General features: G+C 59.1%; 25 protein-coding genes, 1 other RNA gene and 1 riboswitch. Of the genes, 16 read left to right on the forward strand and 10 right to left on the reverse strand.

Features of this window, described 5'->3' with window-relative positions; genetic code table 11:
* Window positions 1–141: 141 nt before the first annotated feature.
* Window positions 142–651, reverse strand: a complete 510-nt coding sequence (locus RUM8411_RS13955) for a c-type cytochrome (RefSeq protein WP_085823481.1) — start codon at window positions 649–651, stop codon at window positions 142–144.
* A 119-nt stretch (window positions 652–770) separates the two neighbouring features.
* Between RUM8411_RS13955 and RUM8411_RS13960 the strand changes: the two genes are divergently transcribed.
* Window positions 771–1,604, forward strand: a complete 834-nt coding sequence (locus RUM8411_RS13960; RefSeq protein WP_085823327.1) for a prephenate dehydratase — start codon at window positions 771–773, stop codon at window positions 1,602–1,604.
* Between the two features lies 1 nt (window position 1,605).
* Here RUM8411_RS13960 and RUM8411_RS23040 read toward each other — a convergent pair whose 3' ends face one another.
* From RUM8411_RS23040 to nudC, 4 genes are read right to left on the reverse strand one after another with little or no spacing between them, the layout of a single operon-like run.
* Complete coding sequence (locus RUM8411_RS23040) at window positions 1,606–1,824, reverse strand: GNAT family N-acetyltransferase (protein WP_234995236.1); 219 nt, start codon at window positions 1,822–1,824, stop codon at window positions 1,606–1,608.
* A 3-nt stretch (window positions 1,825–1,827) separates the two neighbouring features.
* Window positions 1,828–2,076, reverse strand: coding sequence for a GNAT family N-acetyltransferase (locus RUM8411_RS23045; RefSeq protein WP_234995237.1), 249 nt, complete (start codon window positions 2,074–2,076; stop codon window positions 1,828–1,830).
* Between the two features lie 17 nt (window positions 2,077–2,093).
* On the reverse strand, window positions 2,094–2,561 hold the full coding sequence (locus RUM8411_RS13970) for an SRPBCC family protein (protein WP_085823328.1): 468 nt from the start codon (window positions 2,559–2,561) through the stop codon (window positions 2,094–2,096).
* Window positions 2,562–2,600: 39 nt separating this feature from the next.
* The gene (gene nudC, locus RUM8411_RS13975; RefSeq protein WP_085823329.1) at window positions 2,601–3,581 is read right to left on the reverse strand and encodes an NAD(+) diphosphatase; all 981 of its coding nucleotides are present in this window, start codon (window positions 3,579–3,581) and stop codon (window positions 2,601–2,603) included.
* A 205-nt stretch (window positions 3,582–3,786) separates the two neighbouring features.
* Here nudC and RUM8411_RS13980 point away from each other — a divergent pair, with 205 nt between their 5' ends.
* From RUM8411_RS13980 to rsgA, 3 genes are all read left to right on the forward strand, one after another.
* On the forward strand, window positions 3,787–5,628 hold the full coding sequence (locus RUM8411_RS13980; RefSeq protein WP_268808358.1) for a bifunctional 2',3'-cyclic-nucleotide 2'-phosphodiesterase/3'-nucleotidase: 1,842 nt from the start codon (window positions 3,787–3,789) through the stop codon (window positions 5,626–5,628).
* A gap of 39 nt (window positions 5,629–5,667) precedes the next feature.
* Window positions 5,668–5,766: signal recognition particle sRNA small type (gene ffs, locus RUM8411_RS13985), an RNA gene on the forward strand.
* 158 nt (window positions 5,767–5,924) lie between these two features.
* Window positions 5,925–6,953: a ribosome small subunit-dependent GTPase A gene (gene rsgA, locus RUM8411_RS13990; RefSeq protein ID WP_085823331.1), complete on the forward strand. Its 1,029-nt coding sequence runs from the start codon at window positions 5,925–5,927 to the stop codon at window positions 6,951–6,953.
* Between the two features lie 24 nt (window positions 6,954–6,977).
* Here rsgA and RUM8411_RS13995 read toward each other — a convergent pair whose 3' ends face one another.
* Window positions 6,978–7,835 carry an alpha/beta hydrolase family protein gene (locus RUM8411_RS13995; protein WP_085823482.1) on the reverse strand — a complete coding sequence of 286 codons (858 nt, stop codon included), beginning with the start codon at window positions 7,833–7,835 and terminating at the stop codon, window positions 6,978–6,980.
* A gap of 141 nt (window positions 7,836–7,976) precedes the next feature.
* A riboswitch (cobalamin riboswitch) is annotated at window positions 7,977–8,198 on the forward strand.
* Window positions 8,199–8,281: 83 nt separating this feature from the next.
* On the opposite strand from RUM8411_RS13995, the gene RUM8411_RS14000 reads away from it, so the two are divergent.
* Window positions 8,282–8,689 carry a hypothetical protein gene (locus RUM8411_RS14000; protein ID WP_085823332.1) on the forward strand — a complete coding sequence of 136 codons (408 nt, stop codon included), beginning with the start codon at window positions 8,282–8,284 and terminating at the stop codon, window positions 8,687–8,689.
* Here RUM8411_RS14000 and RUM8411_RS14005 read toward each other — a convergent pair.
* Window positions 8,674–9,192, reverse strand: coding sequence for a protein-tyrosine phosphatase family protein (locus RUM8411_RS14005; RefSeq protein WP_234995238.1), 519 nt, complete (start codon window positions 9,190–9,192; stop codon window positions 8,674–8,676). The two genes, RUM8411_RS14000 and RUM8411_RS14005, sit on opposite strands and share 16 nt — an antisense overlap.
* Before the next feature lie 159 nt (window positions 9,193–9,351).
* On the opposite strand from RUM8411_RS14005, the gene RUM8411_RS14010 reads away from it, so the two are divergent.
* The 5 genes from RUM8411_RS14010 to RUM8411_RS14030 all read left to right on the forward strand — a co-directional run bounded on the left by RUM8411_RS14010 (window position 9,352) and on the right by RUM8411_RS14030 (window position 13,731).
* Window positions 9,352–11,103 (forward strand): DNA polymerase III subunit gamma/tau, encoded by a 1,752-nt coding sequence (locus RUM8411_RS14010; RefSeq protein ID WP_085823334.1) that lies wholly within the window; start codon window positions 9,352–9,354, stop codon window positions 11,101–11,103.
* A gap of 234 nt (window positions 11,104–11,337) precedes the next feature.
* Window positions 11,338–11,682, forward strand: coding sequence for a YbaB/EbfC family nucleoid-associated protein (locus RUM8411_RS14015; RefSeq protein ID WP_085823335.1), 345 nt, complete (start codon window positions 11,338–11,340; stop codon window positions 11,680–11,682).
* A 64-nt stretch (window positions 11,683–11,746) separates the two neighbouring features.
* Window positions 11,747–12,340 carry a recombination mediator RecR gene (recR, locus tag RUM8411_RS14020; RefSeq protein WP_085823336.1) on the forward strand — a complete coding sequence of 198 codons (594 nt, stop codon included), beginning with the start codon at window positions 11,747–11,749 and terminating at the stop codon, window positions 12,338–12,340.
* Window positions 12,341–12,483: 143 nt separating this feature from the next.
* Window positions 12,484–13,143 (forward strand): hypothetical protein, encoded by a 660-nt coding sequence (locus tag RUM8411_RS14025; protein WP_159453904.1) that lies wholly within the window; start codon window positions 12,484–12,486, stop codon window positions 13,141–13,143.
* A gap of 99 nt (window positions 13,144–13,242) precedes the next feature.
* Window positions 13,243–13,731 (forward strand): hypothetical protein, encoded by a 489-nt coding sequence (locus tag RUM8411_RS14030; RefSeq protein WP_085823338.1) that lies wholly within the window; start codon window positions 13,243–13,245, stop codon window positions 13,729–13,731.
* Here the strand turns inward: RUM8411_RS14030 and RUM8411_RS14035 are convergent.
* Window positions 13,728–14,369, reverse strand: a complete 642-nt coding sequence (locus RUM8411_RS14035; protein WP_085823339.1) for a ribonuclease T2 family protein — start codon at window positions 14,367–14,369, stop codon at window positions 13,728–13,730. The two genes, RUM8411_RS14030 and RUM8411_RS14035, sit on opposite strands and share 4 nt — an antisense overlap.
* Window positions 14,370–14,496: 127 nt before the next feature.
* Between RUM8411_RS14035 and RUM8411_RS14040 the strand changes: the two genes are divergently transcribed.
* Together RUM8411_RS14040 and RUM8411_RS14045 are read left to right on the forward strand one after the other, a co-directional pair.
* Entirely contained in the window at window positions 14,497–15,255 is a 759-nt protein-coding gene (locus RUM8411_RS14040) for a DUF1013 domain-containing protein (RefSeq protein ID WP_085823340.1), read from the forward strand.
* 52 nt (window positions 15,256–15,307) lie between these two features.
* The gene (locus RUM8411_RS14045; protein WP_085823341.1) at window positions 15,308–15,697 is read left to right on the forward strand and encodes a hypothetical protein; all 390 of its coding nucleotides are present in this window, start codon (window positions 15,308–15,310) and stop codon (window positions 15,695–15,697) included.
* A gap of 41 nt (window positions 15,698–15,738) precedes the next feature.
* Here the strand turns inward: RUM8411_RS14045 and RUM8411_RS14050 are convergent, their stop codons facing one another.
* Together RUM8411_RS14050 and RUM8411_RS14055 are read right to left on the reverse strand one after the other, a co-directional pair.
* Window positions 15,739–16,770: a permease gene (locus RUM8411_RS14050; protein WP_085823342.1), complete on the reverse strand. Its 1,032-nt coding sequence runs from the start codon at window positions 16,768–16,770 to the stop codon at window positions 15,739–15,741.
* Window positions 16,763–17,071, reverse strand: coding sequence for an ArsR/SmtB family transcription factor (locus RUM8411_RS14055; protein ID WP_085823343.1), 309 nt, complete (start codon window positions 17,069–17,071; stop codon window positions 16,763–16,765). The genes RUM8411_RS14050 and RUM8411_RS14055 overlap by 8 nt, the downstream gene beginning before the upstream one ends.
* 134 nt (window positions 17,072–17,205) lie before the next feature.
* On the opposite strand from RUM8411_RS14055, the gene pdxR reads away from it, so the two are divergent.
* The 4 genes from pdxR (at window position 17,206) to RUM8411_RS14075 (ending at window position 24,492) form a co-directional block, all read left to right on the forward strand.
* On the forward strand, window positions 17,206–18,666 hold the full coding sequence (gene pdxR, locus RUM8411_RS14060) for a MocR-like pyridoxine biosynthesis transcription factor PdxR (protein WP_085823344.1): 1,461 nt from the start codon (window positions 17,206–17,208) through the stop codon (window positions 18,664–18,666).
* Window positions 18,667–18,792: 126 nt separating this feature from the next.
* Entirely contained in the window at window positions 18,793–20,571 is a 1,779-nt protein-coding gene (gene xsc / locus RUM8411_RS14065; RefSeq protein ID WP_085823345.1) for a sulfoacetaldehyde acetyltransferase, read from the forward strand.
* Window positions 20,572–20,576: 5 nt separating this feature from the next.
* On the forward strand, window positions 20,577–21,596 hold the full coding sequence (gene pta / locus RUM8411_RS14070; RefSeq protein ID WP_085823346.1) for a phosphate acetyltransferase: 1,020 nt from the start codon (window positions 20,577–20,579) through the stop codon (window positions 21,594–21,596).
* Between the two features lie 82 nt (window positions 21,597–21,678).
* Window positions 21,679–24,492 (forward strand): molybdopterin oxidoreductase family protein, encoded by a 2,814-nt coding sequence (locus RUM8411_RS14075; protein ID WP_085823347.1) that lies wholly within the window; start codon window positions 21,679–21,681, stop codon window positions 24,490–24,492.
* The last annotated feature ends 11 nt before the right edge of the window (window positions 24,493–24,503 follow it).

Raw genomic sequence — 24,503 nt, forward strand, 5'->3', positions numbered from 1 at the left:
CGCCTAAACCTTGCTAAAAGGCCAGCACTGTCAGTTTCAAGTTTAGAATGCGTGAACGCTTTGTGAAGTTCTTCTTAGACAAAAAAATAAAGCCGCTGCACAGGGCAGCGGCTTTGAAACTCATCGTTGCAGGTCGCAGGATCAGTTGCCGATGGTCTGCAGGTAAGCAATCAGGTCTGCACGGTCCTGTGGCTTTTTCAGGCCTGCAAAGCTCATGGAAGTGCCCGAAATATATGCGCTTGGGCGCGTTATGAACGCATCCAGGGCTTCGGGTGTCCAGTTGCCGCCATGGGCCTGCATTGAGGCCGAATAGCCGGTGAAGCCTTTGGCCGACGCAACCGGGCGGTCGACGACGCCAAACAAGTAGGGTCCAGTGCCGTTTGCGCCATCTTCCAGCTTGTGGCACGCGGTACACTTGCGGAACACTCTGGCGCCCTTTTCCGGATCGGCGGCGGCCAGCATTTCCTCAAACACCACCTCTTCACCGTCAGCGCTTTCACCGGCGCTTTCGGTCTCGATGATGTAGGAAGCTGTCTCACCATGCCCGTCGGCGTGGTAAAGCATTTCGGCGCCCCATTTGGCGAGAAGCAGCACCAGGAAGGTGCCAAACAGGCCTGCCGCGGCCTTGGTAACTGTCATCGTGTCGAACATTGATCGCGTGTCCATTTCAGCTGTCTGCGGGGTGTCTAAGGCTTCCCCTTGCAAGAGGCAAGGTATAGACACCGCGACTAAACGCCCAATTCAAGAACTTGTTGCACGGAATCGACCAAATGACCAAACGTATCGCATTTCAGGGTGAACCCGGCGCCTATAGCCACGAGGCCTGCCGCAATGCCCGCCCCGATATGGAGGCCCTGCCCTGCCGCACGTTCGAGGATGTTATCGAATCGGTTCGGGCCGGTGACGCTGATCTGGCCATGCTGCCGGTCGAAAACACCACCTATGGCCGGGTCGCTGATATTCATCGCCTTCTGCCCCATAGTGGGCTGCATATCATCGACGAAGCTTTTGTCCGCGTGCATATCAACCTGCTGGCAGTCCCAGGTGCAACGTTGTCCGACGTGACCGAGGCGCATTCGCATCTGGTATTGCTGCCGCAATGCGCGGGTTTTCTGAAGGAACACAACATCCGGGGTCGGGTGAGCCCCGACAACGCCCGCGCCGCGCGCGAGGTTTCGGAACAGGGCGATTTGCATTCGGCGGCGCTGGCCAGCGAACTGGCCGGGGAAATCTATGGCCTCAACGTGCTGGCGCGCCATATCGAGGACCGCGACAACAACACGACCCGGTTTCTGGTGATGTCACGGCAAACAGACATGTCACGGCGCGGTGATCACGGCATGATCACCAGCTTTGTGTTTCAGGTGCGCAACATTCCGGCGGCGCTGTACAAGGCGATGGGCGGGTTCGCGACCAATGGGATCAACATGACCAAGCTGGAAAGCTACATGGTCGATGGCTCGTTTACTGCGACCCTGTTTTATGCGGACATCGTCGGTCACCCGGACGACCGGAACGTGCAGCTGGCCATGGATGAGCTGCAGCATTTCACCACCAATGTGGAAATTCTGGGTGTCTATCCGGCAGCGCAACCGCGCGGATAGATCAGGCCGCCGTGTATCGTTTGGACACGGTGCCGGTACCTTGCCGGTAATCGACAAACCCCATTGCGCTGTAATAGGCCAAACCTTCGTCATTCCGGGAGGAAATCGTCGCGTCTATTACCGTAGTTCCTGAGGCCTGCACAGCCCTCAGCGTCGGGTGAAACAAAGCGCGCCCCACGCCGCGGCGGGCAGCGGATGGGCGTATATGTGTCCCGATCACACCTCAGCCTTCGGGGGCGCCGTAAGGATTGCCCTCGATCGTGTGTTTCACCGCTTGAAACCCCAAGACCTGACCCTGTGCATCCAAAGCCAAGTTACAACACAGCTGATCGGGATGCGCGGTGTAATGCGCCAGAGCAAACCTCGCATCGCTGTCCTTTCTGCGTTTCTCTGCAACCGCAAGATCCTGCAATATAGCAGAAATGCCTTCGACATCGTTTGTGGTGGCGTCGCGAATGATCAGCTTATCCATGCCAATGTCCGGTTGAACTAGGTCCCATGCAGGTGCCGCTCTTCAATTTCTCTGGCAAATTCTTTCAGACGCAGCTGGAAACGCCGCCGAAACCGGGTTTGCCCCAGCCGGAAGGATTGCAGCAAAAGCCGCGCAGGCAAGGATTTGGCCGCAAGCGTCATATCCACACTCAGCCGCGTTCTGCGCTGCGACAGGGCCAGAAATTCGATCAGCGTGAATCCGTTCATGCCTTTGCTCGAAGCCTCAAATCGCATGTGTGACGGGGGCTCACACTCGGCCATTTGAATATCAACGTGACGCGGTTTGCCGCGCAGACGGAATTCGGTTTGCCAACTGGTACCGGGTACAACGCCCATATGGCCCGATATACGCCGTACCTCAATCCCACGTCTCATCGCCATGCGTTCAAACCGTTCAAAGTCGGCAACCATCTCGAACACCGCATTTACGGGGGCTTCGATATCTTCGCGCGCTGAAAACTGCATAGTGGTTCTTGGTCTCTTACCTTTTGGCCCAGTATTTTGTCAGTCAAGCGTATCCGCAAGCCAGTTTTGCAGCAGAAAATGTGCGATGGCCCCTTTTCGGGCTGGCAGTATCGTCGGGTGTTCGCCAGCAAAGGCCTGCATCATCTCGGACTTGGTGACCCAGATCGCGTCTTCGATTTCGACCGGGTCTATGGTGATTTCACGCGCCAGCGCCTCACCGGCACAACCGAACATCAGCGAGGCCGGAAAGGGCCAGGGCTGGCTGGACAGATAGCTGACCGCCCCAACAGGCACACCGGCCTCTTCCATGACTTCGCGCCGGACCGCGGCCTCAAGCGTCTCGCCGGGCTCAACAAATCCGGCCAGCAGCGAATACATCCCCTCGGGCCAGCCCGGAGACCGCCCCATCAGCACCGAATCGCCATATGTGATCAACATGATCACCACCGGGTCGGTGCGCGGGAAATGCTGACCGCCGCAAGACGGGCAACTGCGCTGCCACCCGGCCTGCACAAGGTCGCTGGCCGCGCCGCACCGGGCGCAAAACCGATGCGTCTCATGCCAGCCGATCACGGCTTTGGCGGCTGCAGCCAATTCGGCGTCACGGGCGGACAGGCGGGTCATAATCCGACGCAATTCGGCAAACACATGGCCCTGGGGCAGATCCGGGTGCTGTTGTTCTGACCGGTCAAGAAAGGCCCCGACATCGGACAAGTCCAACCCCTCGGCCGTCCAGTCCGAGATATCGAGGGCGAAGACCGGTGCCCCGTCCGACAGGCCCAGAAAGATGGGTTGCTCCACTTGGCCGCCTGGCCCGTTTTCGACCAACCCGTGCGTCATGGGTATGAGGCCCAATTGATCCAGCGCCTCTCCCTGCACCAGCGGTTTGCCGCGCCAGAACAGAAGACATGCCGCCCGAGGATGCGCCCGCGCCTGCGCCATCTGATCGGCGTCGCCCCGCATATGTGCCGCCCGATCCAACCCCGAGCCCCCAAACGTCACAAGTTCTGCGTGTTTCATAGATTATCCTTCGGGTCGTCGGCACAGGGCTGCCATGGCTGCACCTGTGTTGCAATGGCAATTCACGCCCCGGGATCTTTTGGCGCAATATCACCGCATGTGCGCCTTACAAGTTGCATTCATTATACCTTTTGTTGAAAATGATTAAGGAATAACTGCCAGTAGTAGAAATTTGACACGTTCCCCTCCTCTGTTGCACGCCGTCTTGAAACTACGTATTCTTGCGACATCCGATTTACATATGAACCTGAATGGCTTCGATTATTATACCGATGCCCCGGAACCGACGATCGGGTTCACACGTACGGCCAGCCTGATCCGCGCCGCCCGGCACGAGGCCGAGGGTGATCTGGTGCTGCTGTTCGACAACGGAGACTCGCTGCAAGGGACGCCGATCGGCGATTGGGCCATGGGACCAGCAAAAGCGCCGCATATCCTGATGCAGGCGTTCGGCGATCTGGGGTATGACGCGATTGGGCTGGGCAATCACGATTTCGGATTTGGCCTGGATGTGCTGGATCGGGTTCTGGCGGACGCTCCTTGTCCGGTGATCTGCAGCAATGCACACCGTACAGATATGGCCTCGGTCTGGCAGGATCATGTGATCTTGCACCGTACGGCACAGGTTCAGGACCAGAAGATTCCGCTTAAAATCGGCGTTTTTTCGGTTCTCCCATCGCAGACTGCCAAATGGGAAGCGCACCACTTGCGAGACAAGGTTGTCATGGACGATATCCTGACTTGCGCGCGGGATAAGGTGCAGGCCCTGCAAACGCAGGGCTGTGATCTGATCCTTGCCCTTGCCCATACCGGATTGGGATCCGCGGACGCGACACCCGGTTTGGAAAATGCCATTATTCCTCTGGCGGCCATTGACGGCATTGACGCGCTGATCGCTGGGCATTCCCATCTGACGCTGCCCGGTGCCGCGCATGACGGGATTGAACATGTCGATGCTGCCCGGGGTCTGGTGCATGGAAAACCGGTGGTCATGCCGGGATCGGCTGGGTCCTATCTTGGGCTGATCGATCTGAAACTTGGTGCGACAGAAGCGGGCGGATGGTCCGTGCGGGACCGGCGGGCAGAACTGCGGCCCGTGTGCCCCGCACATTCCAAGGGATCGCCAGACCCGGTTGTCGAAGACCCGCGTTTGCTTGGTATTTTCGCCAACAGCCATGCCGAGACCCGCAAACGCGCGGCAGAACCCGTGGGCCGCTCTGACAGGCATTTGCACAGTTTCTTCAGCTTTTGCGCCCAGGATCGCGGGCTTTCTTTGGTTGCGGCGGCACAGGCGGCTGGTTTGCGCCCCTATCTTGTAGACACGCAGTTCAGAGATTTGCCCGTCCTGTCGGCGGTCTCTCCTTCCAAATTCGGCGGCCGTGCGGGCCCTAGGTTTTTTACCAATGTACCACCCGGTGAAATCTGCCTGCGCCACGTGAATGACCTGTATGTTTTCCCTAACGAGCTGCAGGCCGTGGTGGTTACAGGCGAACAGATCCAGGACTGGCTGGACATGTCCGTTGGGGTTTTCAATCAGCTTTCACCGGATCATCAAACCGCTCTGGTCGATCCGAACCGGGCCGGGCACAACTTCGATGTTCTGCAAGGGCTGACCTATCAAATCGACCTGTCCCAGCCGCCACGTTTTGGCGCTGACGGAGGATTAATCGACCCGGGCCATCGGCGGGTTCAGGACATCCGCCATGACGGTCGCCCGTTGATGAACGATCAGCGCTTTGTTGTTGCGTTGAACAATTACCGGGCTATCGGCGGGGGGCTTTTCCCCTTTGTCGATCATGTCGATCGCATCACCCTGCCGGTTTTGTCCATTCAGCGATTGCTACAGGATTACCTGTCAGGACAATTGCCACCCGACCCGCTGGAACAGACCCCACACCCGTTTAGGTTCGCGCCCATGAACGCGTGTCAAACAACCCTAAGAACCGGTCAGGCCGCCCGTCAACATCTGGCAGAAATTGCAGAATTCGAACCACATATAGTTGGCTCGGATGAAGAGGGCTTTCTATTGATCCGATTGACACTCTGACGGGTTGTCTTTCCGCCATCTGTTGCCTATATCCACCCCTGAGAGGTTGGCGCGGGCGAGCGCCTCGCCAACCTGGTCAGATCCGGAAGGAAGCAGCCACAACGAGCCCCGCTTGGGTCGATGTCCAACCTCTCACTTAAACAGACCATCAGCCGCAGGAGGGCTTTTATGATTGTAGCAAAACCCCTTCAGGCAGAGCGTCTCTGAACCCTGTTCCTACACCTGCCTAAACACATCACCGACGGATGCGCGACCGCCATCCCGCCGGTTCGCTGTACCTGAACACAGGCAGACCAATGACCCTTACTCTATCGGACCTGGGATGGTCCTCTCACTTTGCCGCGCAGCATGCGGCCAATCCTTCATGCAATCCTTTTCGCGTTCACGCCGTTCACCGCGATCGCCTGATCGGTGTGAACACACAGGGCGACTTTCCCCTGTTGACCTCGGGCCGGCCCACCGGTGATTTCACGGTCGGCGACTGGGTGCTGGCCGACAGCCAAAACCGGGTCCAGCACCTTTTGGACCGCCGCAGCCTGCTGCAACGTCGCGCCGCAGGCACCAGCGCCGAAGTTCAATTGATCGCGGCCAATGTCGATGTGCTGTTCATCGTCAGCTCGTGTAACGCCGATTTCAATCTGGCCCGGCTCGAACGCTATCTGGCGATGGCGCATCAGGCCGGGTGCTATCCGGTTGTTGTCCTGACCAAGGCTGATACCTGCGCTGACCCGCAGACCTACGCAGGACGCGCGCAATCGCTGGCACCGTTCCTGACCGTTTTGACTGTCAACGCGTTGGACCGCTCGGACGTGCAACAGATCCTGTCTTGGTGTCCTGCCGGACAAACCGCCGCTTTGGTTGGCTCATCAGGGGTTGGAAAGACAACATTGGCCAACGCCATGACGGGGCTCAGCGAAGACACCGCAGGTATCCGCGAGGACGATGCCCGCGGTCGGCACACAACGACGGCGCGAGCGCTGCACCAGATGGTGAATCGGGGATGGCTGGTCGACACGCCCGGAATGCGCGCCTTGCGCCTGCTGGATGCGCAGGACGGCGTGGATGAGGTCTTTTCAGACATTCTGGACTTGGCCGAAGGCTGTCGGTTTTCCGATTGCCAGCATCAGGCCGAACCTGGTTGTGCAGTGCAGAACGCGATTGCGGACGGGGTGCTTGATGCAGACAGGCTGGAGCGCTGGCGAAAATTGCGGCGCGAAGACCAGAGGAACTCTGAATCCGTGGCGCAGTCGCGGGCCCGCGATAAGGCCTTTGGCAAAATGGTGCGATCCGTGATGCAGGAAAAGAAATCCCGCAAAAGGCCGTAGGCACCCGGTGAGCAACCCCGTCAATCAGGCAATCAACTGAGGCCAGATCGCCGCGTTCCGGCGCGCAAAGGCCCCGATATGGCCAATCTCGGGCAAGCCGAACTCACTCGGAGACAGCTCGTGTCGACGTGCCTTTGGCCCATACAAATCAGCAAGCCGCCAGACCGCGTCTGGCGGCACCATCTGGTCATCCTTGAAGGCGAACAGATCCACCGGTGTATTCGACCCCGCCCAGCGCGCATTAGGCAGGGTATCCCCGATCTCTGGTACGTAGTTCAGCGGCGCGGTGCACCATTTGCGCCACTGCCAATACACCGATGCGGGCAGGTTTGCGCCAAATCCCAGCGCTTTGCCCGGCAGATATCCCATGGCCTTCACCGCCAGCGGCGCATGCCCATTCCAGAACATCCACGCCAGCGCCCGGTATGGCCAGGGGTGGTCAGTCAGGGTAACAAGCCCCGAGCAGACACAAATCATCCTGTCGATCTGATCAATATCCGGCTGTATCGGACCCAGCAAGCCGCCGACTGAATGACCAATGCTCCACTGCTGGGCATCGGGAAACCGCCGACGCATCTCTGCCCTTGCAGACGGCATGTCGACCAGTGCCCATTCGGCCATCGTGGCCTTGGACGCCTTCATCGACCCGGTCAACGAGTGTCCAAAGTCGCGGTAGTCATAAGTCAGGCAGGCCATGCCCCGCTCGGCGGCCAGCCAGCGGGCGAAATGCTTGTAGTAATCCCGGGGCACACCTGTCGCACTATGCACAACAACCGCGACCATAGGAGGCGTCGCCGGCAGGTACAGCCGCGCCGACAGGCTGGCCGGGCCCGAGGGGGACAGAAAATCCTCGGTGGTTACCGCGTGTGTGTTGTCCAACATGGCGTCCATGCTCCAATTCTGAACTGTTCGGTTCACCTAAGTGAGTCCGCATGTTTTAAACCCCCGAGTCAAGACCGGCCCAACATGACCACACGTCCGCTTGCGACCGCAAAACCCTGCTTGACTCAGGCCACACACAGCCGCTAGCGATTGGGGGATGGTTCTCGTCCCCGGTCCCCGGGGCGGGATGAAAAGGGAACACGGTGCGGTCCACACCGGCAATGCCGGAACGGATCAAAGCCGCGACTGCCCCCGCAACTGTGAGCGGTGAGCAATGCCGAAACACCACTGGCCCCAAGGCTGGGAAGGTCGGCAAAGCGATGATCCGCAAGTCAGGAGACCTGCCATCCAAACGAAACCGAAACTCGGGCGGGGTGTCCGGGCAGGTTGTCAGCGCGCTGTCACACCTGATCCATGCCCCTCGTTCCACGCGCGGAGGGCGCAGTATGATCTGGAAGACAAAGACCCACGAATTCAAAGCAACCGTGTGCCAGCGCACCGGTAAAACCTGTCCGGCCCTGGCACAGATGGCCCGTGCAATTGTCGACGCGATGAATACCGCAACCCCGGTCACAAGGCCAGAGTTTCAGGTCGAAGGTAGCAGCGAACTAACCCATTGCACGCCTGGCTGTATCGCCCGTTTCAAAGCGCAAAAAGAACGGATCCGTGTGTTCTGCGACACTCCTGACGATACTCTGGCTGACACTCTGGACAGTTATGCGGACATGATGTTTGGCGCCACAATCAACGCAATGCCTGCCGGTCTGATGTCGAACCCGCCCTGTGCGATGCTTGAAGTCGACGCACTGGCACCTCGTCCGGTCGCACGGGTCGACAATCAAGTCGCGCTTTGACCTGAGATGTGATCAAGGCGGGCTGCTTGCGCAGCCCAGGCCGCCTGATCCTTGGTTTCAACCGCACAAGGCCGCACCGCGCGCAAACGCGCCAGCGCGGCGGCGGGTGCCTCGCCATGTGCTACCATAATGCGCAGCACGACCATTCCCGAACGGCCGCAGCCGCCCCGGCAATGCACCAGCACCTTGCCTCTGCGTGACAGTATCTGATCCGCTTGCGTGCTAAGCTCTGCCCACAAGGCATCAATTTCCGGCAACGGAGCACCAAAATCCTGAACAGGCAGATGCGCCCATGCAATATCGTGATCCGCCAGATCGCAGCCAAGCCCTTCGGCCCCGTTCTGGGCCATCTCGGGCGTGGTTGTCATCGAGATCACCAGATCCGGTTGCCAGTCGTGGACTACAGCCAGATCATGCGAATACGCGCCACCGCGCCCCGGCATCGGCGACAAGGCAATGGTGCCGTTTCCAACTGCCAAGGCGTGGATCGCGAAGTCAGTCACAAGGCGCGTCCTTATCCAAATTCCGGCCGCCACAGGGCCATCTTCTGTTTCTATGATCCGCAAAAGGCTTTGCAAACCAAAATTCGCCCAAGCCTGCTGTGGACGCGGACGCCGGGGGTCACTACGCTGCATCCCTGACCCGAATCCGACAGAGCAGATATGAACGACACGCCAAGCCCCGCCTATCAGGTTCTCGCCCGCAAGTACCGCCCTGAAACCTTTGCTGATCTTGTGGGTCAGGACGCCATGGTGCGCACGCTGAAAAACGCGTTCGAAGCGGACCGCATCGCGCAGGCCTTCATTATGACGGGCATCCGCGGTACCGGGAAAACAACCACGGCACGGATCATCGCCAAAGGCATGAACTGCATTGGCCCTGACGGGGACGGCAAGCCCACGACCGAGCCCTGCGGGCAGTGCGAGCATTGTGTCGCTATTATGGAAGGCCGCCATGTCGACGTAATGGAGATGGACGCCGCCAGCCGCACCGGCGTGAACGATATTCGCGAAATCATCGACAGCGTCCGCTATCGCGCCGCCAGCGCGCGCTACAAGATCTATATCATCGACGAAGTTCACATGCTGTCGACCAGCGCATTCAACGCGCTGCTCAAAACGCTGGAAGAGCCGCCGGAACACGTGAAATTCATCTTTGCGACCACTGAGATTCGCAAGGTTCCGGTCACGGTCCTGTCGCGCTGCCAGCGGTTCGACCTGCGTCGGATCGAACCCGAAGACATGATCGGGTTGCTGAACAAGATCGCAGCGGCAGAGAACGCCCAGATCGCGGATGACGCGCTGGCGCTGATCACCCGCGCGGCCGAAGGCTCGGCCCGCGACGCCACATCGCTGCTGGATCAGGCCATCTCGCACGGGGCGGGTGAGACCAACGCCGATCAGGTCCGCGCCATGCTGGGTCTGGCCGATCGCGGGCGTGTGCTTGACCTCATCGACATGATTCTGCGCGGCGATGCGGCGGGCGCCTTGACTGAACTGAGCGCCCAATATGCCGAAGGCGCAGACCCGCTGGCCGTGCTGCGTGATCTGGCTGAAATCACCCATTGGGTATCCGTCGTCAAAATCACACCAGATGCCGCCGATGACCCAACTGTTTCCCCGGACGAGCGCGCTCGTGGCCTGCAGATGGCCGACGCCCTGCCCATGCGGGTTCTGACGCGGATGTGGCAGATGCTGTTGAAAGCACTCGAAGAGGTGGCGGCCGCGCCAAACGCGATGATGGCTGCTGAAATGGCTGTCATTCGCCTGACCCATGTGGCCGACCTGCCCAGCCCTGCTGAACTGATCAAGCGCCTGCAGGACGCACCTTCACCGCCGCCAAATGGCGGGCCCGGAGGCGGTGTACCCGTGCCGCCGCAAACGCCTTCTCAGGCCGCGTCGTCCGCCTATGCCGCTGCGCCGCGCGGCCCCGCCGGCGCCCCAACGGCTGCTCTGGCACAGGACACCCAAACGGCGCTTGCACGCTATCCGACATTCGAACATGTGGTCGAACTGATCCGAACGAACCGCGACGTGAAACTGCTGGTCGAGGTCGAAAACGGGGTACGCCTGATCTCATACCAGCCCGGTCGGATCGAGTTCACTCCGTCGGACAATGCCCCGACAGATCTGGCCCAAAGGCTAGGCTCGGCGCTGCAGCGCTGGACCGGCAACCGTTGGGCTGTGTCGATCGTGGCCGATGGCAACGCGGCCACAATTGCCGAGGTCAGGGACGCCGCCGATCTGGCGCTCAAGGCCGAAGCCGAGCAGCACCCGCTGGTTCAGGCCGTGCTGATGCAATTTCCCAATGCCCGTATCAAGCGGATCGAAACTCCTGAACAACGCGCGGCCAAGGTTGAAACCGAAGCCCTGCCTGAGGTTGAAGACGAATGGGACCCGTTCGAGGAAGATTGAAGCCTCAAACCGCTCAATTCGAACCCCTCCCGCGCCCGCCACGGGCCATCGGCTGACGCCGATTTCCCTGAGCGACCTTGGGCCCGGCAGCGCGGGCAAGGCCCGCGCTGCCGGGCCCAACGGGAGGAAAGGTCTTGCCAAAGACCTTGACGACGAGCGGGAGGGCGCTCTGCACTTGTGCCGCGCCAACCGCGCCCGTATTTAGGCCTCAAACCGGTTCATAGGAGAAAAACGATGCTCAAAGGTTTAGGCGGTCTTGGCGACATGGCCAAGATGATGAAATCCGCCCAGGATTTGCAGACCAAGATGACTGATATGCAGGAAGAGCTGAACACCATCATGGTCGTCGGCGAATCCGGTGCTGGTCTGGTCAAGGCAACTGCCACCGCCAAGGGTGAGTTGAAAGGTCTGGATATCGATCCGTCGATCTTCAACGGCGACGACAAGGAAGTGGTAGAGGACCTGATCCTGGCCGCGATCAAAGACGCGCAAACCAAGGCAGCGGAACGTTCGCAGGAAGAAATGGCCCGCCTGACCGAAAGCATGGGCCTGCCCGCAGACATCAAGCTGCCCTTCTGATAGACACTCCTGACGACACTTCGGCCGGGCGCATTTGCCCGGCCCTTTTGCAGGAGCACACGCAGTGAGTTCGAACAGCGATATCGACAATCTGATTGACCTGATGGCCAAGCTGCCGGGTCTGGGTCCGCGCTCGGCCCGTCGCGCTGTATTGCACCTGATCCGCAAACGCGCCCGGCTGCTGACGCCCCTGTCGGACGTAATGCAGCAGGTGGCAGCAACTGCCCGCGAGTGCCTGAATTGCGGTAATGTCGGCACCACCGATATCTGTGACATCTGCGACAGCGAGGTCCGCGCGACCGGAGAGCTGTGCGTGGTCGAAGACGTCGCCGACCTCTGGGCGATGGAACGCGCTGCGGTGTTCAAAGGTCGCTATCACGTTCTGGGCGGGACGCTGTCGGCACTGGACGGGGTTGGCCCGGACGAGTTGCGCATTCCTCGCCTCAAAGATCGGGTGACTGCCGAGGGGATTTCTGAGGTCATTCTGGCCCTGAACGCCACGGTCGACGGCCAGACCACCGCCCATTACATTGCAGATCAGTTGGAGGGGCAGGTGCGCCTGACCTCACTGGCGCAGGGTGTGCCGATTGGCGGAGAGCTGGATTATCTGGATGACGGGACGATTACGGCGGCGTTGAGGGCGCGGAAGGAATTGTAAGCCTTAACTCATTTAACTAATTCAATTAGCCCCGTCCCGATTTAATACCATCAAGAACTAAGGCACTATCTTTGTAAAAACTAGCATTCCACGTTTTTCGTATTTACTGGCTGCCAGTACTGTTTGCGTCAGTGATCTTGTTTTTGTTGGATATTTGGGGGCAAGGAAGTATTGGTCGATCTCTTGTGCCAACATTAATGGTTTATGGGTATCTGGCGTTCGCATTTCACTTCACGCTGCTCACCGGAACCACAGTTTCGGTTTTTCAATTTTTTCCCCAAAACTCTTCTCCAAGTTGGAGCTTCTGGGTCGCATTTCTACTTCCAATTTTTTTCCTTATTTTGGCAATGGTTACTACCATTTTCATAGTAAAATCCACGCTGCCAGACGAGGCGCTTTCCGGACGCGAAGCACTGGGTTACGCCATGCTCTTTTCCATTCCGTTGTTTGGCGTGTTACTCGCTGCGGTCGGCACAATGATTCCGGCTGCGACAATCCGGACTTCGACGGGTGTTCGCGCTGCTCTAAGGCGAGCCCGGAGGAGTTTTTGGTTTATTCTTTGGAGGCTTGTCACTGGACCTACGGTTTTTTCCCTGATTTTCATGGGCGTTGCGCTCACGTTGGATCAACAGGGCTTTGCCTCAGAAGTTCCAGAAACTTTCGCTGGTATCACAGTTTCAAATGCTGTGTACCAGACGGTGGCTGGGTTTCTGGGTATCTTCAACACCGCTCTTACTGCCTCTATCTTTTCAATGGCATACACGCGGGTCGAAGAAGGTAGAAAGCTACAGCTATCAAGTTGAACCTAAGCTATAGTTTGCGAAAGCGTTTATTGAAATCAACTCTGGAAGCTGGGTGATAGCTATCCGGATTCACAAGCTGCCATTCTAGGAAACGACCCCATGACCCGCCTTCTCGCCCTCACCTTCGCCGCCTTCACCGCTACCGCCGCATGGTCGCAGGAACTGATAGACAAAGGCTTTGTCGAAGGCTGGAACATCATGATGGACCCGGCTCTTGGCAACGGATGTCTGATCCAGACGATCTATCAGGACCTCTCGGTGGTGCGCATCGGATATGACGCACTGGATAATCGCGGGTATTTCGCCGTCTACAACAAGGCGTGGGGCGAGATCGAACAGGGTAAAAGCTATCCCATCCGGTTCGAACTGGACGGCAAGAGCTTTGACGCCAATGCTATAGGGTTCAATCAGCGCGACGTACCGGGGGCGACAGTGTTTTTCACTGACCGGAGTTTCGTCAAAGCCATCGCGCAGAACAAGACCATGACGGTGTACAATCCCGCCGGAGAGGTTGTCATGGCAATTGATCTGAAGGGCACTGCCAAGGCACTGGACTACGCCCGAGAATGCCAGAACAAAGAGCTTTAACGAATCGGATCAAACAGCGCGTCCTTGGCCGCGCAGTCGCGGATCACGTCTCGACCGCAAGGTACCGGCTCTAACTCGCGGGACAGGCACAGCCGCACTTCTTCGATATAGCCCTGCTTGCAGGTGATGGTGATCATGTCCGGCTCCAACGACGGATTGGCCTTGAGGAACGCATCTTCGACAACCGTGGCAGGCAGTTTGACGGAGGCTTCCAGTTTACGGAACACATCGGGCCGCCGGACCTGACCATAGGCTTGGCGGGACAATGCATAATAGTCCGGCGCGCTGAGGCCCGAACAGGTGCCATGCTTCTTCCACTGATGCCAGGCCAGCCCGGATGTGCCCTGAATATCCGTCATTTCCCGGGTCATGCGACGGGTCGGCGGGGCCTCGGACGTGCGGCAAAAAGCAGGCCAACCCTGATGGTATTGCGGCCAGAGCCCGTGCAGGATCCATCCGTGGTCATGGCGCGCGTCGCATTGATCTGAAGCGCGCGCATCGCCTTCGCGCGCGCACCAGTTCGGCGACCAGCTGAGCGCCAGCACGTAGTAGTCGAACTCACCCGCCTTTTCGCCATCCCCCAACGCCGCCATGGCGGTGACCATCCACAATATCAGCCCCAACTTCACCTGGCGCATTCACCTCTTCCCTTCTTGCCTTTGCGCGACTATATACGCCCCAAGTTCCCCGACAACGGAAACCTGCCCCAAGCCGGGGCCGCCGAATTCCGGCGACGGGAAAGATGTATTTATAGGAGACGGGCTGATGGCAAAACCGCTTATGGCCAAGGCGACAGCCGTATGGCTGGTGGACAACACCACGATCAGCTTCAAGCAGATCGCGGACTTCGTGGGGATGCACGAGTTGGAAGTGCAGGGCATCGCAGATGGCGATGTGGCCGCTGGCGTCAAAGGGTTCGACCCGATCGCCAACAACCAGCTGACCCAGGACGAAATCGACACTGCTCAGAACAACCCACTGTACAAGCTAAAGCTCAAGTTCAACCCGGCCGCCTCGGGCGAGGAAAAGCGCCGCGGCCCGCGGTACACGCCACTGTCCAAGCGTCAGGACCGTCCGAACTCGATCCTGTGGCTGGTCAAGTTCCACCCCGAACTCAGCGACGGTCAGATTGCCAAGCTGGTCGGCACCACCAAGCCGACCATCCAGTCGATCCGCGAGCGGACGCATTGGAACATTTCCAACATGCAGCCGATCGATCCCGTTGCCTTGGGCCTGTGTAAACAGTCCGAGCTGGACGCGATCGTACAAAAGGCCGCCGCCAAGAAAGCCGCTGAAGGTGGTGTGATGTCTGATGACGAACGCCGCAAACTGGTCTCGACCGAGCAGTCGCTGGAAATGGACGCCGCCCCCAAGATCCCGACCGCGATTGAGGGTCTGGAGACCTTCTCGCTGTCTGATGAGCCCAGCGAAGAGAAAGAAGAGCCCATCGTGGACGCCGACAGCTTCTTCAACCTGCCCAAAGGCGGAGCCGAGGATGAAGACGAAGACGAAACGCGCCCATAACGCTGGCATTGCCTCGGTCTGATCAGGCCGGGGCCTTTTCTATGAGACACCTATGTTGAACGTTCTGTCCAAAATCTTTGGTCCGCACCGCGCCGTTTCGATCTATGCCTTTGTGAAAACCTGGGGCCTGTCCGTGGTGGGCGGCGTTGGGGTGATCGTGGTTGCGGCCGCTTTGCTGCTGCTCAACGACAGTGGCGAGCACGAGCATGACTCGTTCATGACCGTTGCGGTCCTGTCGTCGACCGCGATCAACGGTGACCTCAAGAACGGCGTCATCGCGTCGGTGCGGCTACCAGATGGTTCGGCCACATCGATCACTTCGACCGAGGCCACCGTTTCGCAAACCGTCGGCACCAGCGCCTGTATCGAAAAACGCGTTTTTGTGGAAAGTGGCGAAGCCAGGTATCGCTTCAAACTGCCGCGCCATTGCGAAGCAAGCTAACAAGCAAAACCGCCCGATGGTCACACCGGGCGGTTTTTCATTCAGATCATTTGAAACAGGATGCCTGAAATAATGGCACCTGTAATCCCCAGCCCCAGATAGGTCGCAAAGACCCGTGGTTTGACCAGCGACCAGACTGCCGCCATGGCCGGGATGGAACTGACGGCGCCAGCGATCATGAAGGACATCGCAGCCCCGGCGCTCATCCCTTGTTCGGTCAATCCAGCCAAAAGCGGTGGCGCGACGTACGAGTTCAGGTATGCAGGCATTCCAACCAGTGCAGCGATCACGATGGGCACAATACCTTCGCCTCCGACCACGCGGGCAATCAGATCAGCCGGGACATAGCTGACCAACAGCGCCTCAAGCACATAGGCCAGTGCCAGCCATTTCAGCAGAAACAGACCGTTCTGGGCGAATTCGGCCCGGAACCGTGTGCGGCGCTCCGGCTCTTGCCAGAACTTCCAAACAGGTTTGTCGTCCTGCTTAGGGCCACAGCCGCAGCAGCTGGCGGGCTTGTATTCGCGCAGCGGCTGCGCAAATGCGCCGCCGCGCATCAAGGCCCGCACGGTGAACCCGCCAAACAGGCCCAAAGCCACGGCCGCAATCGCCTTGCCGATGGCAAAGGGCCAGCCCAACGCGCCCGCTGTGATCAGCAAGGTCGGCGGATCGATCAAAGGCGAGCTCAGCCAAAACGCCATTACTGCGGACAGTGGCGCGCCCAGCGCCAGCAATCCTGCGATGAACGGAATGACTTCGCAGGAACAGAATGGAGCCAACCCGCCAAACAGCGCCGCCAGCAGGATCATCCGCGTCTCGCGGCCCTCAAAGGCGCGGGCAACCATGACCTCGGCCCCGGTGGCCTTGAGGTAGGACAAAAGAAGAACGGCAAACAGGATGTACTGCCCGGTATGAGCCAATGCTTTGCCAGCAAAGATCACCACCTCGCCCCAGTTTCCGGGATCCAGAATGGCAACGGCGACCAGCATAGCCACAATCACCGCCCAAGGTGTCTTGATCAGGTCAAGCGCGGCCTTGGCCGAAACTTTCGGGTTTTGCGTCAGATCAGCCATCGTTTGCCGCCTTTCCAACCTCATCCGCGCAACATTCGCTGAGGATGAACTCTGCCAGGGTCCGCAATTCGCCGTAACTGGCGCGATTGATTGTGCTGCGCCCGATTTTCTCTTGTACGACCACGCCACCTGCCGCCAGAAATCGCAGGTGATGGGCCAGGGTCGACGGGGCGATGCCCGTCCGCTCTTGGATGTCACCAACGGTCAGACCGCCCTCACCGGCGCGGACCAGTGTCTTCAGAACCTTCAGCCGCGCCTCAGAACCCATGGCCGAGAATCCAGCTGCTGCTGTTTCCCACATCTTGCTTACTCCATTAAACTAGATTTATAGTTACTTAATTTTATAAAATTCTTCCGTCAACCGGCAGGGCGTATATTTTTGGCGAAAGTGTAAGTCCAGATTGCTCAACCTATAAGTCCACTCTATAAGGCCCTATGGGAATATCGGTCGACACCTTCTTTCTGGAACTTAACGGTCAGGGCACGCTGCAGGCACAGATCCAGCAGATGATTGCCGAGGGCATTCTGTCCGGCAGATTCCATGTCGGGGAAAAACTGCCCTCGTCGCGCAAACTGGCCGCACATCTGGGGGTCAGTCGGATCACCGTCACGCTGGCCTATACCGAACTGCTGGCCAATGATTACCTGACAGCAAAGGGCCGGTCCGGCTATTACGTATCGCAAAATGCGCCGGTCCCGCCGAAATACTCGCCGGTTCCGCGCGGCACAGAAACCGTGGATTGGGACAAAACACTGGCGCGCCGTTTCTCGGACGGGGACGTTCTGCCCAAACCCAGCAACTGGCGGGACTATCGTTACCCGTTCATCTATGGCCAGGCCGACCGGACCCTGTTCGATCATGCCAATTGGCGGCTGTGCGCAGTGCGCGCGCTGGGGCACAAGGATTTCGAATCCCTGACCGCCGATTACGTGGATCAGGACGATCCCCTTCTGATCGAGTTCATCGCCCGGCATACCCTGCCCCGCCGTGGCATCGCCGCCCGCCCCGAAGAGATTCTGATCACGCTGGGGGCACAAAATGCGCTTTGGCTGGCCTCGCGCATTTTACTGACCCACAACCGCAATGCCGTGATCGAGGACCCCTGTTACTATGCATTGCGGAGCCTTCTGGATCACTGGGACTGCACTGTAACCCCGCTCAGCGTGGATCGGGACGGTTTGCCGCCCGAAGCGCTGCCGGATCAGACCGACGTCATTTTCACCACCCCCAGCCACCAAAGCCCGACGACCGCAACCATGCCCGTCAATCGCCGCTCCCACCTGCTGGAGCGCGCCAAAGAGTTGGACGCCATGGTGGTCGAGGATGACTATGAATTTGAAATGGCGTTTCTGGGTGCGCCATCCCCCGCGCTGAAATCCATGGACCGGGACGGGCGCGTCGTCTATGTCGGCAGCTTTTCGAAATCGCTGTTTCCCGGATTGCGCCTTGGCTACATGGTCGGGTCCGAACCCTTTATCCGCGAGGCGCGGGCGCTGCGGTCGCTGGTGCTGCGCCACCCGCCGGGGCACATTCAGCGCACCGCAGCCTATTTCCTGTCGTTGGGCCATTACGACGCGCAAATCCGGCGGATGTCCAAAACACTGGCAAAGCGCCGCGATGCGATGGACACCGCCATTGCAGAACACGGGCTGACCGTTGCGGGGCGTGGTGTACTGGGCGGTTCATCCATGTGGATGTCCGCTCCTGACCATGTCGACATGACACGGCTTGCGCACAAACTGCAAAGTCAAAGCGTGCATATCGAACCCGGTGCTCCGTTCTTTTCTGGGCCTGAAAAACCGCAGAATTTCTATCGCCTCGGCTATTCGTCCATCGCAGCTGAGCGGATTGCGCCAGGTGTGAAGTTAATTGCGGACGCCATTCGCACCTCTTAGCGCGACACTGGACCTAAACCGCCGCACGTTCTGGCCCTAACGCCGCCCTGCCCCATGGGTCAAAACCATATCCAAGGGCTGGACTGATTATCCGGCTGCAACCCCTTTTGCGCGGAGAATACTCAGATGAAAATGACCACTGAAGAGGCCTTTGTTAAGGTTCTGCAATCGCACGGGATCGAACATGCATTCGGGATCATCGGTTCGGCGATGATGCCGATCTCGGATATTTTTGGAAAAGCTGGCATTACTTTCTGGGATTGCGCGCATGAAGGCTCGGGCGGGATGATGGCCGACGGATACACACGCGCCACCGGCAAAATGTCGATGATGATCGCGCAGAACGGCCCCGGGATCACCAACTTTGTCACCGCCGTCAAAACCGCCTACTGGAACCACACCCCGCTGCTGCTGGTAACTCCGCAGGCCGCAAACAAGACCATGGGTCAGGGCGGGTTCCAGGAAATGGAACAGATGCGCATGTTTGCAGACTGCGTCTGCTATCAGGAAGAAGTGCGCGACCCCTCGCGGATGGCCGAAGTTCTGAGCCGCGTTATCACCAAGGCCAAGCGCGCCTCGGCACCGGCACAGATCAACGTGCCACGTGATTTCTTCACTCAGGTTGTCGATATCGAACTGCCTGCCGTGGTTGAATTTGAACTGCCTTCCGGCGGCACATCAGCCGTTACCGAAGCCGCCGCGCTGCTGTCGGATGCCAAGAACCCTGTCATCCTGAACGGCGCGGGCACGGTTCTGTCCGCGGGCGGCATCGAAGCCTCGAAAGCACTGGCCGAGCGTCTGGACGCCCCGGTTTGTGTTGGCTACCAGCATAACGACGCCTTCCCGGGCTCGCACCCGCTGTTTGCTGGCCCGTTGGGTTACAACGGCTCGAAAGCCGGTATGGAGCTGATCAAAGAAGCGGACGTGGTTTTGTGTCTCGGCACCCGCCTGAACCCGTTTTCGACCCTTCCTGGCTATGGCATGGAATACTGGCCAGCGAATGCAAAGATCATTCAGGTTGATATTAACCCCGATCGCATTGGCCTAACCAAGAAGGTATCTGTCGGTATCGTTGGCGACGCAGCCACTGTTGCAACCAGTATCCTGGCACAGCTGTCGGACACTGCAGGTGACGAAGGACGCGATGCACGCAAAGCGAAGATCGCGGAAACCAAGTCGCGCTGGGCGCAGGAACTGACGTCGATGGACCACGAGCAGGACGATCCGGGCACCACCTGGAATGAACGCGCCCGTTCCGCCAAACCTGATTGGATGAGCCCCCGCATGGCGTGGCGTGCGATCCAGCAGGCCCTGCCGAAAGAAGCGATCATCTCGTCTGACATTGGCAACAACTGCGCCATTGGCAACGCGTACCCGTCCTTCGAAGAAGGCCGCAAATACCTAGCCCCCGGTCTGTTCGGCCCCTGTGGTTATGGCCTGCCATCGGTGATTGGCGCCAAAATCGGTTGTCCGGATGTTCCGGTTGTCGGGTTCTCGGGTGACGGCGCCTTTGGTATTGCCGTAACCGAACTGACCGCCATCGGACGTGACGAATGGCCCGCTGTTACTCAGATCGTTTTCCGTAACTACCAGTGGGGTGCGGAAAAGCGGAACTCGACCCTTTGGTTTGACGACAACTTCGTCGGAACCGAGCTGGACACTCAGGTATCGTACGCTGGTATCGCGCAGGCTTGTGGTTTGAAAGGTGTGGTCGCACGCACGCAAGACGAACTGACTGCAGCCCTGAATCAGGCCATTGAAGATCAGAAAAACGGTATCACCACTCTGATCGAAGCGATGATCAACCAGGAACTGGGCGAACCCTTCCGTCGCGATGCGATGAAAAAGCCGGTTGCGGTCGCTGGTATCTCGACCGACGACATGACCCCGCAGGCTGGGGCATAACCCGCGTGAAACCTCTGCGCGCCATTCTTGGCACGGCCTCCGCATCTGACAAAATCATCGCCCTGTCCGAGGGCGATGATCCACGTATTGTCGAAGGCGCGGTCATGGCCGTGAAAGAGGGTGTCGCGCAGATCGTTCTTGTGGGCAACTACGACAAGGTTTCGGCACTTCTTACGGCGCATTCGGGTTTCGACCCGAACCGGATTGAAATCCACGACCCCGATTCCTCTCCTTTGCTGCCTCAGTTTGCAGCAGCCTTGCTTGAACGCCGCAAGCACAAAGGCATGACAATTGAGATGGCGCAGGAGCAAGTCAAAAACCGCCTGTTCTATGCCGCCTTGCTGGTCGAAGAAGGCATCGTCGATGGTACAGTTGGTGGCGCAGTCGAGACCACGTCGGACACGGTGCGTGCCGCGCTGCAGATCATTGGGACAGCACCAGATGCCGCAATGGTGTCCAGTTTCTTTCTGATGCTGTTTTGTCAGGATCACCACGACGTCAAAGGTGTACGCGTCTTTGCGGATTGCGGCCTTGTGGTTGACCCGAATGCACAGGAAATGGCCGAAATCGCCCGCGCCTCTGCCGCGTCTTATACCGCGCTGACCGGAGACACTGCGCGTGTCGCCATGCTGTCTTTCTCGACCTCGGGCAGCGCCGAGCACCCAAAGGTATCCAAGGTTGTAGAGGCCACGCAGATTGCCCGCGCGTCAGACCCAGATTTGTTGATAGATGGCGAATTGCAGTTCGACGCGGCATTTGTACCCGAGGTCGCGGCTAAAAAAGCCGTCGGTTCACCGCTTGAAGGGCAGGCGAATGTCTTTGTGTTCCCAAGCCTGAACGCCGGTAATCTGGGTTACAAAATCGCCCAACGCATCGGCGGCGTCGAAGCTATCGGGCCGGTTCTGCAGGGTTTGGCCAAACCTGCCAATGATTTGTCTCGCGGGTGTACGTCCGAAGATATCCTGCACATGATCGCCGTCACTGCAGTGCAGGCACAAACGCACGAAACCGGAACAAAAAGCTAGAAGAGCCAGGGTATCGCGAAAAAATGTTCCGATTTGCGCCCAGATGTGGAAATGATCGAACCAAAGGCCGACAGGGGAAAAGATGAACCAGCCAAAAATTGACACGTCGCCCAAGGTCTCGGACGAAGTCCGCAAAACCACCTGTTACATGTGCGCCTGTCGCTGTGGCATCAATGTGCATATGAAGGACGGAAAGGTCGCCTATATCGAAGGCAACCGCGACCATCCGGTCAACAAGGGCGTGCTCTGCGCCAAGGGCAGCGCCGGGATCATGCAGGTTAATGCGCCGTCCCGGCTTCGCAAACCGCTGCGCCGTGTCGGCCCACGCGGATCAGGTGAATTCCGCGAGATAGAATGGGACGAAGCGATCAGCACCGCCGTCGGCTGGCTGAACGAATTGCACGAAACCGCGCCACAAAAGTTGGCCTTCTTCACCGGCCGCGATCAGAGCCAAAGCTTTACGTCGTTCTGGGCTCAGAATTTCGGTACGCCCAACTACGCCGCGCATGGCGGTTTCTGCTCCGTCAACATGGCGGCAGGCGGCATCTACACGATGGGCGGCGCGTTCTGGGAATTCGGCCAGCCCGACTGGGATCACACCAAGCTGTTCATGTTGTTCGGTGTGGCCGAGGACCATGACAGCAACCCGATCAAGATGGGGCTAGGCAAGATCAAGGCGCGCGGCGCGCGGGTGATCGGCGTCAACCCGATCCGATCCGGCTATAACGCAGTAGCCGATGACTGGGTCGGGATCACGCCCGGCACGGACGGGTTGTTCATCCTGTCGCTGATCCATGTGCTGATGAAGGCGGGCAAGATCGATCTGGATTACCTCAGCCGCTATACCAACGCGCCGGTTCTGGTGAATGCGTCAGATGGCCCAGAAAAGGGTCTGTTCCTGCGCGACGCGGATGGCAAGCCGCTGGTGATCGACCGAGTGACTGGCGAACCCACGGCCTTCGACAAGCCCGGTGTGCGCCCGGATCTGTCGGCCACCTATGAAAAGGGCGGCGTCACCCACCGCCCGGTGTTCCACCTGATGGCCGACAAGTACCTTAACGACGAACACGCGCCCGACGCCGTGGCCGAACGCTGCGGCATCCCGGCCAAGCGCATCCGCGCCATCGCGGCGGAAATTGCCCGTGTCGCCTTTGACGAGGCAATCGAGCTGGATCAGGAATGGACCGACTTCCGGGGTGAGACCCACTCCAAGATGATCGGTCGCCCGGTCAGTTTCCACGCCATGCGCGGGATTTCGGCCCATGCCAACGGGTTCCACACCTGCCGCGCCCTTCATGTGCTGCAAATCCTCCTCGGCACGGTCGAGGTGCCCGGTGGTTTCCGCTTCAAACCACCCTACCCCAAACCAGTCGAGGCGCATCCGACGCCCCATGGCGACCGCCGCCCCGGCCGCCCGCTGGAAGGCCCGCATCTTGGCTTCCCGCGTGGTCCCGCAGACCTGTTGCTGGACGAAATCGGCAACGCACAGCGCATCGACAAAGCCTTCACCTGGGAAAACCCGATGTCGGCCCATGGGCTGATGCATATGGTGATCTCGAACGCCGCTGCTGGCGATCCCTACAAGATCGACACGCTGTTTATGTATATGGCGAACATGTCTTGGAATTCCTCCATGAACACCAAAGGTGTGATGGAGATGCTGACCGCCAAGACCGAAGACGGCAAATATGTCATCCCGAATATCATCTACTCGGATGCCTATTCCTCGGAAATGGTTGCCTATGCCGACCTGATCCTGCCCGATACCACCTATCTGGAACGGCATGACTGCATCTCGTTGCTGGATCGTCCGATTTGCGAGGCGGACGCTGCCGCCGATGCGATCCGTTGGCCCGTGATTGAGCCCGACCGGGACGTACGTGGATTCCAGTCGGTGTTGGTCGAATTGGCCAACCGCATGAGCTTGCCGGGCTTTACCAACGAAGACGGTAGCCCCAAGTGGAAAGACTACGCCGATTACATCGTCAATCACCAGCGCAAGCCGGGCATTGGCCCTCTGGCCGGGTTTCGCGGAGAAAACGGCGACAAGGAAGGCCGCGGCGAGGTCAATCCGGACCAGTTGAACCGCTATATCGAAAATGGCGGTTTCTACGTCGCCCACATCCCCGACGGGGCCGATTACTACAAACCGTGGAATACCGCCTATCAGGACTGGGCCGTGGGGATGGGCATCTATGACAGCCCGCAGCCTTACCTGTTCCAGCTCTACTCGGAACCGATGCGCAAATTCCAGCTGGCCGCCGAAGGGCACGGAGACCGCCAGCCGCCCGAGAACCTGCGCCAGCGGATCAAAGACACGATGGACCCGCTGCCGATCTGGTACGAAACCGACCAGCAGGGCAACGAGGGCTTCACCATCAACGCCCTGACCCAGCGCCCGATGGCGATGTATCACAGCTGGGGCACCCAGAACGCCTGGCTGCGGCAACTGCATGGGCGCAATCCTCTCTATGTGCCGACCAAGCTGATGCGCAAACACGATCTGCAAGACGGCGACTGGGCTAAAGTCAGCTCGCCGCACGGCGAGATCACAGTGCCAGTGATGGAAATGGCCGCGTTGAACGACAACACCGTCTGGACCTGGAACGCCATCGGCAAACGCAAAGGCGCATGGGCCCTGCAGAATGATGCGCCCGAGGCCACCAAAGGCTTCCTGCTGAACCACCTGATCCACGAATTGCTTCCCCCCAAAGGGGACGGCATGCGCTGGGCCAATTCCGACCCTGTGACCGGACAAGCTGCGTGGTTCGACCTGAAAGTGAAACTTGAAAAAGCTGCACCGCCTTCAGATGCCGAAAGCCAGCCGGAATTCAACGCGCTTGAATCACCCGTTGGCACTGGCCCGAAAGATCTGGCGTGGAAGGTCGGCAAATGACCCGGATTCGC

The organism is Ruegeria meonggei (genome assembly GCF_900172215.1).
Taxonomy (GTDB): Bacteria; Pseudomonadota; Alphaproteobacteria; order Rhodobacterales; family Rhodobacteraceae; genus Ruegeria; species Ruegeria meonggei.

Excerpts from the sequence above, each read along its gene's own strand:
- RUM8411_RS13955 (WP_085823481.1), bottom strand. The coding sequence starts at position 651 with ATGTTCGACACGATGACAGTTACCAAGGCCGCGGCAGGCCTGTTTGGC.
- RUM8411_RS13960 (WP_085823327.1), top strand. The coding sequence starts at position 771 with ATGACCAAACGTATCGCATTTCAGGGTGAACCCGGCGCCTATAGCCAC.
- RUM8411_RS23045 (WP_234995237.1), bottom strand. The coding sequence starts at position 2,076 with ATGGATAAGCTGATCATTCGCGACGCCACCACAAACGATGTCGAAGGC.
- RUM8411_RS13970 (WP_085823328.1), bottom strand. The coding sequence starts at position 2,561 with ATGCAGTTTTCAGCGCGCGAAGATATCGAAGCCCCCGTAAATGCGGTG.
- nudC (WP_085823329.1), bottom strand. The coding sequence starts at position 3,581 with ATGAAACACGCAGAACTTGTGACGTTTGGGGGCTCGGGGTTGGATCGG.
- rsgA (WP_085823331.1), top strand. The coding sequence starts at position 5,925 with ATGACCCTTACTCTATCGGACCTGGGATGGTCCTCTCACTTTGCCGCG.
- RUM8411_RS13995 (WP_085823482.1), bottom strand. The coding sequence starts at position 7,835 with ATGTTGGACAACACACACGCGGTAACCACCGAGGATTTTCTGTCCCCC.
- RUM8411_RS14000 (WP_085823332.1), top strand. The coding sequence starts at position 8,282 with ATGATCTGGAAGACAAAGACCCACGAATTCAAAGCAACCGTGTGCCAG.
- RUM8411_RS14010 (WP_085823334.1), top strand. The coding sequence starts at position 9,352 with ATGAACGACACGCCAAGCCCCGCCTATCAGGTTCTCGCCCGCAAGTAC.
- RUM8411_RS14015 (WP_085823335.1), top strand. The coding sequence starts at position 11,338 with ATGCTCAAAGGTTTAGGCGGTCTTGGCGACATGGCCAAGATGATGAAA.
- RUM8411_RS14030 (WP_085823338.1), top strand. The coding sequence starts at position 13,243 with ATGACCCGCCTTCTCGCCCTCACCTTCGCCGCCTTCACCGCTACCGCC.
- RUM8411_RS14035 (WP_085823339.1), bottom strand. The coding sequence starts at position 14,369 with ATGCGCCAGGTGAAGTTGGGGCTGATATTGTGGATGGTCACCGCCATG.
- RUM8411_RS14040 (WP_085823340.1), top strand. The coding sequence starts at position 14,497 with ATGGCAAAACCGCTTATGGCCAAGGCGACAGCCGTATGGCTGGTGGAC.
- RUM8411_RS14045 (WP_085823341.1), top strand. The coding sequence starts at position 15,308 with ATGTTGAACGTTCTGTCCAAAATCTTTGGTCCGCACCGCGCCGTTTCG.
- RUM8411_RS14050 (WP_085823342.1), bottom strand. The coding sequence starts at position 16,770 with ATGGCTGATCTGACGCAAAACCCGAAAGTTTCGGCCAAGGCCGCGCTT.
- RUM8411_RS14055 (WP_085823343.1), bottom strand. The coding sequence starts at position 17,071 with ATGTGGGAAACAGCAGCAGCTGGATTCTCGGCCATGGGTTCTGAGGCG.
- pdxR (WP_085823344.1), top strand. The coding sequence starts at position 17,206 with ATGGGAATATCGGTCGACACCTTCTTTCTGGAACTTAACGGTCAGGGC.
- xsc (WP_085823345.1), top strand. The coding sequence starts at position 18,793 with ATGAAAATGACCACTGAAGAGGCCTTTGTTAAGGTTCTGCAATCGCAC.
- RUM8411_RS14075 (WP_085823347.1), top strand. The coding sequence starts at position 21,679 with ATGAACCAGCCAAAAATTGACACGTCGCCCAAGGTCTCGGACGAAGTC.